The organism is Enterococcus sp. DIV1094 (assembly GCF_017316305.2).
GTDB lineage: Bacteria > Bacillota > Bacilli > Lactobacillales > Enterococcaceae > Enterococcus_B > Enterococcus_B mangumiae.
On sequence record NZ_CP147250.1, the window covers coordinates 937,510 to 947,500 of the forward strand.

The following is a 9,991-nucleotide window of genomic DNA, read 5'->3' on the forward strand; positions in this document are numbered from 1 at the left end:
AAAAGCCAACATATCCTGAAAGTAGCATCAGCTACTTTCGAATATCCCGGCTTACTGGTCTACATTTGATGCTTCTCACACTCAGCGAGTGCGTTCAATTCAAATATAAATTATTTAGCTAAACTAGCTTTTAGTGCATCTACTTTATCTGTTTTTTCCCATGGTAAGTCAACATCTGTACGACCAAAGTGTCCATATGCAGCTGTTTGCTTGTAGATTGGACGACGCAAATCGAGCATTTCGATGATGCCCGCAGGACGTAGATCGAAGTTTTCTCTTACCGCAGCAATCAATGCTTCTTCCGGCACTTCTGAAGTTCCAAATGTATTGATCGAGATGGAAACGGGTTGCGCCACACCGATAGCATAGGCTAATTGGACTTCTACTTTGCGAGCAAGTCCTGCTGCTACGATATTTTTTGCAATGTAGCGTGCCGCATAACTTGCTGAACGGTCCACTTTTGTTGCATCCTTACCAGAAAACGCACCGCCACCATGACGAGCATAGCCGCCATATGTGTCAACGATGATTTTTCGTCCAGTCAATCCAGCATCCCCTTGAGGTCCGCCGATCACAAAACGTCCAGTAGGATTGATATAATATTTTGTTTGCTCATCAAGAAGCTCTGAAGGAATAACTTCTTTGATCACTTTTTCAATGACGTCCTGACGAATCGTATCGTTATCAACCGCATCATCATGCTGTGTCGAAATGACGATCGTATCAACTCGTTCTGGTTCCCCTTGATCGTTGTATTCAACTGTTACTTGTGACTTCGCATCTGGACGTAAATAAGTTAACTCTTTTGATTTACGCAGTTCAGCTAAACGACGTACTAAACGATGACTTAATGCAATTGGTAAAGGCATTAATTCCGGCGTTTCGTCTACCGCAAAACCAAACATCAAACCTTGGTCACCCGCACCGATCTCATCGAGTAAATCTCTTTCTTTTTCGTCACGAATCTCAAGTGCTTCATCGACTCCTTGAGCGATATCTGGTGACTGCTCGTCAATTGCTGCCAATACTGCCACAGTATCACCGTCAAAGCCAAATTTTGCACGAGTATAGCCGATTTCTTTTACTGTTTCACGTACTACTTTTTGGATATCTACGTAAGCTGTCGTAGAGATTTCTCCAAATACTAAGACAAGTCCTGTCGTTACAGAAGTCTCGCAAGCTACTCTTGCATTTGGATCTTGTTCTAAAATCGCATCTAAAATCGCATCACTGATTTGATCAGCGACCTTATCCGGATGTCCTTCTGAAACAGATTCTGATGTAAATAAATGTCTTTCTACCATAATATGATTCCCCCTAGTTAAATTCGGTTACAAGGCATCTCCGTTCGTACGGATCCTCTCGGGAACTTGCAACGAGTCAAGTATAGCAGATAAACCGATTTTACGCTCGTTTTTTTGTTACTTTTTAGAAAAAAGAGAAAGTTTTGTATATGTAAAAAATAAGCGATCGCCTACTTCAGTAACAGGAAGCATAAGAAGTGCTTACCTTTGATTTTCTATTGTCTTTTCAGTTCATAGACTGCTGGCTTTCTCGCTAAATCTTTGCTGATTACTTGTGCATGCTGTTTGACATGAGCAAGCACCGAAGAGAGTTTATTTTTTTGTGATGAACAAACCGCTAGTTGTTCAGAATTAGCTGGAAGTGGGCGAGCGGTTTGCGTACTCCTGTGATGATAAGAAAATGGAAACCATTGTTGATTGATCTGAGTTGATTTCTCAGAAAATAGATCAAGCTGTTTCTTTTTATCGCGGTACTTGATTTCCTCCTGGATGTCCTTTCTTTTTTCCTGGAGACCTATAATCAAAGAACTTGTGATCTTTTCAGCTATCGGTATCTGGATATATGCTTTTCGCTCTCTTGTCAATTGAATTTCTTTTCTGATTCTCTCATCCGCATCATGTAAATCTATTAACTCAACTTGCCTTAGCTTACTTTGATATAACTGCCCGATCGGATCAACTACTTCTAAAATCACTTCTTTGATATGCGAATTTAACACACTCGGAATATATCCCCCATTGTTCAGGATCACCTTGATATAAGGGTCATTTGCATATAATAGATAGACATTTTGGTACCATTCATCTTTATGGTTAGCGAGAACCCCATATTTGATTTGGCTATAGGAATATTTCCTATATAGATAAAAGCCAAAAACATACTCATACTGTTGGTTCCAGTCTGGATTATCTCCTTTGAGCGCATGAACAAACCTTCTCTTCATCTCTAACGTTGGATACGGGAGCTGACGATTCCATTTTGGTGTGATTTTAGGTCGATGAGGCAAGTCAAACAGCGAATGATTGCAATTGAACAGAATGATTCTTAAAGTCGTTTCGATTTGACTCACCGCATGATTATCAGACATTGGGCGTGCTAACTGGATCGCAGGGATCTTTTGGAACGGATGAGAAAGAGCTTCGATTTTTATGAGTGTCTCATAGGGACGAAAATTTAGTAAATCTCGTGTCGAAAAGAGAACCTTACTTAACTCTTCTACTTTAGCTGCTGAGAGCTGGACATAAGATACAGAACCAGCACCAATCACTTTTTCTTTATCCACTTGCATCACGACAAATTGCCCGCCTCTTTTATAGACCGTCAAACCACAGACGTACCCCAGTTCATCAGGATCTGGAAAAAAATAACTCGTCGGAAAAAGCAGAAAATCTGTTGGATCATTATTTCTCAGATTCTCTAAAACAATCTTTAGATCATTGGGCTGACCCAAACGATACAAGTCAATTGTTCGCTCCAAGGAACGAATGATTTTTGGTTGTCTTTTTTTATCAATGAAAAAATCGTCTTGGTCATTTTCGATCATTTTGATATAAGTTGAAAACAACAACTCGTAATTTTCTGGTGATACACAAAAGTTGTTAGATGATTTTAGTGATAAAGTCAAAGCCAACATGTCGATTCTTCTTGCAAACTCATCTATTTCCTTCACTTCGAGTTGCTCTGGTTGTGAAAAATGAGTGTTGCTTGTCGGTAACCACGGCTCGGCAAATTGAGCGAATCCTTTCTCTTCATGTGAGATTTGCCATTCATTCTTTCTTACTTCAGCACGTCTTTTTAATTCTTCAAGGTTTTCTTCAAAACGGTCTGCTAGCCCTGAAAGTAACCATTGATTCATTTCTTTTGCCACTGGGATCTCCATGATGGCTGATCGATCTTCGACAATCGAAAGCAAACAGCCATCAAATTTAAGCATTCGTGTCAGTTCCTCCTCATTCACATCTTTAAGCGCCACCTGATACAATTCACTTAATGACTCAACTGTCTGATCGAGTCTTTTTACTAATTTTGTTTCATCCAAAACTGGCGGATTTCCATTACCATTCTTCATTTCATGGATATACGGGTCCATTTCGAAAACTGTCTGAATGAGGTTATACCACTGATAGGTCGAACGATTGATATGTAAGAGTGAGGTTTTTGTAGTGTGCCCTTTTCGGTATAAATAATAATCGAAGATATAGTCAAACTGGGCATTCCATTCTTGATTCGCTACTTTGAGTGCTTCCAAAAATCTTAGACGCATTTCTAACGTCGAATCGTCATGGAACAAGTTCCATTTTGGTATCACTACTTCATCTGCCTCAAACGAGAATAAGTCTACTTTACAGTTGAACAAGGCGACTTTCAAAGCTGCTTCGATTTCGCTAACCACACAGTTGCCTATCATTTGTCCTTTCATTTCGATCATCGGAAGACGTTGGAATTCTCCAGCAATCGTTTCGATTTTTTTCAGTACACTAAAGGCGCCAGATTCGATACGATCCCGGGAAAAAAGGAGGAGTTCACTTAATATCTCCATGTTCGTCATAGGTATCTCCACATAAGAAACAGTCGATTCTTTAAAGTATTTTTCCTTATCGACATGAATCATAAGCAAATGATCATTTTTTTTGTAGAACGTCAAAGCAGTTAAATGACGAGGCGGTCGTTCCTCTTCATTCACACAAAAACAAACGGGGAATAGAAGAAAATCTGTTGGATCGTCTGTCTTCAAATCGATGAATAATTCTTGTATCTCCTCTGCTTTATCCAGTTGGTAAATCTGCTCCGAGCGCTCTAACGATGCAACAATAGCCGGTTGCCGTTTATTATCAATGAAAAAATCATCTTGATCATTTTGGATCATTTTTTTGAACAACGAAAAAATCAATTCAAAGTCTGTATGCTTGATTTCACGATCATTTGCTTTTAAGGATAGGATCATCGAAAGTATGTCTAGTCTTTGTTTGAAATCATTCTCCGCTGCGGTGCTTACTTCTACATTTTCCTCGTTAATCATGTTCCCTCCAAAATAGCTATTTTGTAATCATAAATGAACTTTCTAGTGACCTTATTTGATAAGACAATTCTTATTATTTAATCTTACATTGTTTTCTACATCTCGCCTTTCAGATACAGCTAGTCGTTTCACTCGCTCACACGCTAAAGAAAAGTGACTTTTCGCGCCGTCTCTTGCTGGGTTCTGTGTGTTAGGATTAATTGATTTTTTAGCTAGTGATTGATTGTGTAGTTGCTGACTTGATCTCTTTTGTTCGAGATTGATACGTCGGCGGATCTCACTTTCTATTTCAACATTCTTTGCTTTTATGCAAGCCATATAATAATCTCCGATTGCGATTGCAATAGGAATTTTGAGATACGGATGCCTCGCTTGTAACAATTCCACTTCAAGTGCATTAGCATGCAATGCTCGATACAATTCAGATAACTCGAAAGTTCTGATTTCTCTGTTCAACAAGATGCCTGTTGGCCCCATTAGTTTGTTGATTTTTTCTTTTAAACGCTGATCAAATTCAGTTGGAATCTTTCCACCATTATTCCATATTTCTAAAATGTAAAAATCATTCCGAAACAAATGACGTATGTTTGCATACCAAGTATTTTTATCTATAAGCGCTTCTGCTTCTCCCCATTGCCTCGATTTTTGTTTTCGAAGAAGATAATAAGCAAACACATGATCATAATTTTTATTCCAGTCTTGGTTTGGCCCTTTCATTGCAGTAACGAATCGTTTCTTCATCTCTAACGCTGCTATTTCCTGTACCCTCATATTCCATTTAGGCGTAACTATTTCAGAGGGGTCCAAACGAAAAATATCTTGCTTACAATTGAATAGGATCATCTTCAAAGTACTTTCGATTTCAATAATCGTACAATTACCAGTTGTTTGACGCGCTAGTTTTATTGAGGGGATTGCTTTGAATTTATGAGAAATTGCTTCGATTTTTTTTAATATGCCATATGGCTTTAAATCAAAATAATTTTTCGTAGAGAGCAGTATTTGACTCAGATCCTTGATTTTTTTCTCTGGGACCTTCACATAAGAGACCGCACCACGACCAAAAAACTGCTCTTTATCGGCTCGTAGAACAACAAACTCATTGTCTCTTTTATAAACTACCAAACCAATCGCATGACCACTTTCTTTTGGGTCTAATAGTTGAAATCTAGTTGGTAAAAGCACAAAGTCTGTAGGATCATTATTTCGTAGTTTTTCAAACATGTTTTGTAAATATTTTACCTTCTTTAGTTCATAAACCTCTGTCGTCCGTTTTAATGATTGGACAATATTTGATTGTCTTTTTTTATCAATAAAAAAACTATCTTGATCATTTTCTAGCATTTTAATATAGGTCGGAATCAATAATTTATACATTCCCGGAAAAAAATGACTATTATTATTTGATTTAAGCGACAAAACTAAAGCCAACATATCCAGCCTTTGTTTAAAATCATATATTTCACTTTGATTTATACTCTCTTTTTTGAAGAGTTTACTGATACTTGTTGGCGCAATATTCGATACCCGCTTCATTAGCCAGTGACTATTATTTTCTAGATTAAATTTTTTTCTTTCACGTAAGATACGCTGCTTTATTTCTCTATTTACCTCTTGGTATCGTTCTTCTAATCTTAAGAGGCTCCGTTGATTCATTTCTTTTACTTGAGGATTCTTGATCATTGCCAAGCGATCTTCATACATTGTGATCAATACCCCATCAAGATAAAGACTATCTATCAAATCAGTAGTGTCCACGTGTTTAAGCTTTTTACCATACAATACTTCCATTGGTTTGACAGCCCACTCAACCGTTTTTTGGAGTTGCTCTTCATCCAACGTATTGATTTGCCCATTACTACTCTCCAATACATGAATGTAAGGATCATTTTCGAAAGCATGCTGAATCGTCCTGTCCCACCATTCATGATTACTAAGTTCAGGTAAAAATTCATTGATTTTACTCTTTCCTGTACGATATAAATAGAAGTCAAAAACGTAATCAAACGGTTCATTCCACACTTTATTCTCACTTTTTACTGCTTCAAGAAACCTCTTACGCATTTCTATAAATGCGTCGGTAACTTTATTGTTCCATAGAGGTATGATCTTTTCAGTAGTATCTAACGAAAACATATCTGAACCACAGTGGAATAATGCCACCTTTAAAGCATCCTCTACTAAATCCACTTGACATCAATTCGATATCTTTGAATAGAGAGAATGCGCCCGGATTTAATACATTCCACTCATGAGAAATCACTTTGCTTAAATCTGTTACTTTCGATGCTGGAATCCTAGTATAAGATACCTGTCCTCTCTCAAACTGATCTTTACGATCTACGTAGACGACAAATAAATCATTCTCTTTTTTATAGAGAAGCAATCCACTATAATAAGGGGAAATCCCCCCCTGTTCATCTAACCTGTTCAAATTTGGGATAAGCATGAAATCTGTTGGGTCATTATTTGTCATTTTATCAAAAGCTTTTTGTAGAAAGCTTGAATCATTGGTGTTATAAAAAGCCATCGATCGTTTCAACGACTCAATCACTTTTCCTTGCTTTTCTTTGTCAATAAAAAACTGGTCTTTATCATTCTCAAACATTTTTATATAGGTTGAGTATAATGCCTTATAAAACTCTGGTGAAGCAATTCGTTGATTATTTTCTTTTAGCGAGAGTGCTAAAGTTAATATCTCCAGTTTTTGGTTAAATTCATTTTTATTATTATCTTTCAGCGTTTCTTCTATCTCCATTATTTTTCTCCTATAATCAATATTTTTACTCTTCTCAAAGCCACATATGTATATGATCTAACTCCTATATTGGAAAGATGATTGTTAGCTTTTCCAGGCTACGCTCGTTCAAAACGTCTATTTCTAGTATAGTGATTACTAACATAAAACTTACCCATTTATTTTGAAATCACGAAAAAATTACTCATTTATAACATTAAAAATAGGGATAGTAAAAATTTACAGTAGAGAAATAAGGGAAAGAGATTCTATATAAAAACAAAATAAAAAATTCCCTGCTTGAAAAAATATGATAGGAACGGAACTTCCGCATGCTATGACTTTGTTTACTGAAACATTCTGATAGAAAAACAAAAAAATCTTTTTACCTAAGTGTTTTATTTAGCTTTATATATTCATTTGTTTTCGAAAAGTCAAAAAAAAGCACACATCTAAGAACTGACTCAGAGGTATGCTTTGTGAATACGTTATACGCTATTTCAAAAACAAAAAAAAGATACTTACTTGAAGTATCTTCGATGACCCGTACGGGATTCGAACCCGTGTTACCGCCGTGAAAGGGCGGTGTCTTAACCGCTTGACCAACGGGCCAGTTAATAATATGAAACTAATGGGCCTAAATGGACTCGAACCATCGACCTCACGCTTATCAGGCGTGCGCTCTAACCAGCTGAGCTATAGGCCCATAAAAACTAAAGCGGGTGACGAGAATCGAACTCGCGACAACAGCTTGGAAGGCTGTGGTTTTACCACTAAACTACACCCGCAGTATGGCGCGGGACAGAATCGAACTGCCGACACATGGAGCTTCAATCCATTGCTCTACCAACTGAGCTACCGAGCCAAACGGTTCCGACGGGAATCGAACCCGCGATCTCCTGCGTGACAGGCAGGCATGTTAACCCCTACACCACGGAACCAATATTTTTAGTTTTTAATTGCGGGAGCAGGATTTGAACCTACGACCTTCGGGTTATGAGCCCGACGAGCTACCAGACTGCTCCATCCCGCGATAATATAAAAAGGAGGATAAGGGATTCGAACCCTTGCACGGTTTTACCCGCCTGACGGTTTTCAAGACCGTTCCCTTCAGCCGGACTTGGGTAATCCTCCAATATAAAGCTAATGACCCGTACGGGATTCGAACCCGTGTTACCGCCGTGAAAGGGCGGTGTCTTAACCGCTTGACCAACGGGCCAGATAAAAATGAAACGGAGAAGGAGGGATTTGAACCCTCGCGCCGGTTTCCCGACCTACACCCTTAGCAGGGGCGCCTCTTCAGCCACTTGAGTACTTCCCCAAAACCATTAAGATTTTGAATAAATGGGCCTAAATGGACTCGAACCATCGACCTCACGCTTATCAGGCGTGCGCTCTAACCAGCTGAGCTATAGGCCCATAAAAACTAAAAGCGGGTGACGAGAATCGAACTCGCGACAACAGCTTGGAAGGCTGTGGTTTTACCACTAAACTACACCCGCGTGGCGGTCCCGACGGGAATCGAACCCGCGATCTCCTGCGTGACAGGCAGGCATGTTAACCCCTACACCACGGAACCAATATTTTTAGTTTTTAATTGCGGGAGCAGGATTTGAACCTACGACCTTCGGGTTATGAGCCCGACGAGCTACCAGACTGCTCCATCCCGCGATAATATAAAAAGGAGGATAAGGGATTCGAACCCTTGCACGGTTTTACCCGCCTGACGGTTTTCAAGACCGTTCCCTTCAGCCGGACTTGGGTAATCCTCCAGTATGAAAATACAACGTCGCTATGGACCTTGTAGGACTCGAACCTACGACCGGACGGTTATGAGCCGTCTGCTCTAACCAACTGAGCTAAAGGTCCAGGCTCTTAAATAATCGCGGCGGAGGGGATCGAACCCCCGACCTCCCGGGTATGAACCGGACGCTCTAGCCAGCTGAGCTACACCGCGAAAAAAAGTATTCATTATTTAAATGAAATGGAGCCTAGCGGGATCGAACCGCTGACCTCCTGCGTGCAAAGCAGGCGCTCTCCCAGCTGAGCTAAGGCCCCTTAAAACTATTTACTAATCGGGAAGACAGGATTCGAACCTGCGACCCCTTGGTCCCAAACCAAGTGCTCTACCAAGCTGAGCTACTTCCCGTAAAACTAACGCGCCCAAGAGGAGTCGAACCCCTAACCTTTTGATCCGTAGTCAAACACTCTATCCAATTGAGCTATGGGCGCATATTTGTAATGCCGAGGACCGGAATCGAACCGGTACGGTGATCACTCACCGCAGGATTTTAAGTCCTGTGCGTCTGCCAGTTCCGCCACCCCGGCGCGTAGTACGTAGTACTTTGGCAAAGCGGAAAACGGGGTTCGAACCCGCGACCCCCACCTTGGCAAGGTGGTGCTCTACCACTGAGCTATTTCCGCGTATTTACGATGCCGGCTAAAGGACTTGAACCCTCGACCCTCTGATTACAAATCAGATGCTCTACCAACTGAGCTAAGCCGGCGTAAAAAAATAGAATAAATCATATGATGCGGGTGAAGGGACTTGAACCCCCACGCCGTAAGGCGCTAGATCCTAAATCTAGTGCGTCTGCCAATTCCGCCACACCCGCAAAAATATGAGCCGTACAGGGCTCGAACCTGTGACCCTCTGATTAAAAGTCAGATGCTCTACCAACTGAGCTAACGGCTCATATGGAGGTTAACGGGATCGAACCGCTGACCCTCTGCTTGTAAGGCAGATGCTCTCCCAGCTGAGCTAAACCTCCAAAGATAACAAAGCGTGGCGGCGTCCTACTCTCACAAGGGGCAACCCCTCACTACAATCGGCGCTAAGAAGCTTAACTTCTGTGTTCGGCATGGTTACAGGTGTATCCTTCTCGCCATCGCCACCACACTTGGTGTTATCTATTTCTGAGTAAATCTTG

The 9,991-nt window shown here is 40.4% G+C and carries 4 protein-coding genes, 25 tRNA genes, 1 rRNA gene and 1 riboswitch; all 30 genes read right to left on the bottom strand.

Annotated features, from left to right (window positions below; translation table 11 throughout):
- Positions 1 to 110 precede the first annotated feature (110 nt).
- Complete coding sequence (gene metK, locus DOK79_RS04465; RefSeq protein ID WP_206853789.1) at positions 111 to 1,304, bottom strand: methionine adenosyltransferase; 1,194 nt, start codon at positions 1,302 to 1,304, stop codon at positions 111 to 113.
- Positions 1,302 to 1,381: riboswitch (SMK box riboswitch) on the bottom strand. It overlaps the preceding gene by 3 nt.
- A 138-nt stretch (positions 1,382 to 1,519) precedes the next feature.
- Complete coding sequence (locus DOK79_RS04470; RefSeq protein ID WP_206853793.1) at positions 1,520 to 4,324, bottom strand: hypothetical protein; 2,805 nt, start codon at positions 4,322 to 4,324, stop codon at positions 1,520 to 1,522.
- A 51-nt stretch (positions 4,325 to 4,375) separates the two neighbouring features.
- Positions 4,376 to 6,487 (bottom strand): hypothetical protein, encoded by a 2,112-nt coding sequence (locus DOK79_RS04475; protein ID WP_206853797.1) that lies wholly within the window; start codon positions 6,485 to 6,487, stop codon positions 4,376 to 4,378.
- On the bottom strand, positions 6,438 to 7,082 hold the full coding sequence (locus tag DOK79_RS04480; protein ID WP_206853800.1) for a hypothetical protein: 645 nt from the start codon (positions 7,080 to 7,082) through the stop codon (positions 6,438 to 6,440). The genes DOK79_RS04475 and DOK79_RS04480 overlap by 50 nt, the downstream gene beginning before the upstream one ends.
- Before the next feature lie 519 nt (positions 7,083 to 7,601).
- A tRNA-Glu gene (locus DOK79_RS04485) sits at positions 7,602 to 7,673 on the bottom strand.
- A gap of 20 nt (positions 7,674 to 7,693) precedes the next feature.
- Positions 7,694 to 7,767: transfer RNA gene (locus tag DOK79_RS04490), tRNA-Ile, on the bottom strand.
- Between the two features lie 11 nt (positions 7,768 to 7,778).
- Positions 7,779 to 7,849: transfer RNA gene (locus DOK79_RS04495), tRNA-Gly, on the bottom strand.
- Positions 7,850 to 7,853: 4 nt separating this feature from the next.
- A tRNA-Phe gene (locus DOK79_RS04500) sits at positions 7,854 to 7,926 on the bottom strand.
- A gap of 3 nt (positions 7,927 to 7,929) precedes the next feature.
- Positions 7,930 to 8,002, bottom strand: a tRNA-Asp gene (locus DOK79_RS04505).
- An 18-nt stretch (positions 8,003 to 8,020) separates the two neighbouring features.
- A tRNA-Met gene (locus tag DOK79_RS04510) sits at positions 8,021 to 8,094 on the bottom strand.
- 11 nt (positions 8,095 to 8,105) lie between these two features.
- Positions 8,106 to 8,195: transfer RNA gene (locus DOK79_RS04515), tRNA-Ser, on the bottom strand.
- 13 nt (positions 8,196 to 8,208) lie between these two features.
- Positions 8,209 to 8,280 (bottom strand) — tRNA-Glu (locus tag DOK79_RS04520).
- 14 nt (positions 8,281 to 8,294) lie between these two features.
- A tRNA-Ser gene (locus tag DOK79_RS04525) sits at positions 8,295 to 8,382 on the bottom strand.
- 24 nt (positions 8,383 to 8,406) lie between these two features.
- Positions 8,407 to 8,480, bottom strand: a tRNA-Ile gene (locus DOK79_RS04530).
- Between the two features lie 12 nt (positions 8,481 to 8,492).
- Positions 8,493 to 8,563: transfer RNA gene (locus DOK79_RS04535), tRNA-Gly, on the bottom strand.
- Position 8,564: 1 nt separating this feature from the next.
- A tRNA-Asp gene (locus tag DOK79_RS04540) sits at positions 8,565 to 8,640 on the bottom strand.
- 18 nt (positions 8,641 to 8,658) lie between these two features.
- Positions 8,659 to 8,732, bottom strand: a tRNA-Met gene (locus tag DOK79_RS04545).
- Between the two features lie 11 nt (positions 8,733 to 8,743).
- A tRNA-Ser gene (locus DOK79_RS04550) sits at positions 8,744 to 8,833 on the bottom strand.
- Positions 8,834 to 8,856: 23 nt separating this feature from the next.
- A tRNA-Ile gene (locus DOK79_RS04555) sits at positions 8,857 to 8,930 on the bottom strand.
- A 14-nt stretch (positions 8,931 to 8,944) separates the two neighbouring features.
- Positions 8,945 to 9,018, bottom strand: a tRNA-Met gene (locus DOK79_RS04560).
- Between the two features lie 28 nt (positions 9,019 to 9,046).
- A tRNA-Ala gene (locus tag DOK79_RS04565) sits at positions 9,047 to 9,119 on the bottom strand.
- Between the two features lie 17 nt (positions 9,120 to 9,136).
- A tRNA-Pro gene (locus DOK79_RS04570) sits at positions 9,137 to 9,210 on the bottom strand.
- A gap of 9 nt (positions 9,211 to 9,219) precedes the next feature.
- Positions 9,220 to 9,293: transfer RNA gene (locus DOK79_RS04575), tRNA-Arg, on the bottom strand.
- A 10-nt stretch (positions 9,294 to 9,303) separates the two neighbouring features.
- Positions 9,304 to 9,389: transfer RNA gene (locus DOK79_RS04580), tRNA-Leu, on the bottom strand.
- Positions 9,390 to 9,413: 24 nt separating this feature from the next.
- Positions 9,414 to 9,485 (bottom strand) — tRNA-Gly (locus DOK79_RS04585).
- Between the two features lie 10 nt (positions 9,486 to 9,495).
- A tRNA-Thr gene (locus tag DOK79_RS04590) sits at positions 9,496 to 9,568 on the bottom strand.
- A gap of 26 nt (positions 9,569 to 9,594) precedes the next feature.
- Positions 9,595 to 9,676, bottom strand: a tRNA-Leu gene (locus DOK79_RS04595).
- A gap of 7 nt (positions 9,677 to 9,683) precedes the next feature.
- Positions 9,684 to 9,756, bottom strand: a tRNA-Lys gene (locus tag DOK79_RS04600).
- Positions 9,757 to 9,759: 3 nt separating this feature from the next.
- Positions 9,760 to 9,832 (bottom strand) — tRNA-Val (locus DOK79_RS04605).
- Positions 9,833 to 9,844: 12 nt separating this feature from the next.
- Positions 9,845 to 9,960 (bottom strand): 5S ribosomal RNA (gene rrf, locus DOK79_RS04610).
- Between the last annotated feature and the right edge of the window lie 31 nt (positions 9,961 to 9,991).

Excerpts from the sequence above, each read along its gene's own strand:
- metK (WP_206853789.1), bottom strand. The coding sequence starts at position 1,304 with ATGGTAGAAAGACATTTATTTACATCAGAATCTGTTTCAGAAGGACAT.
- DOK79_RS04470 (WP_206853793.1), bottom strand. The coding sequence starts at position 4,324 with ATGATTAACGAGGAAAATGTAGAAGTAAGCACCGCAGCGGAGAATGAT.
- DOK79_RS04480 (WP_206853800.1), bottom strand. The coding sequence starts at position 7,082 with ATGGAGATAGAAGAAACGCTGAAAGATAATAATAAAAATGAATTTAAC.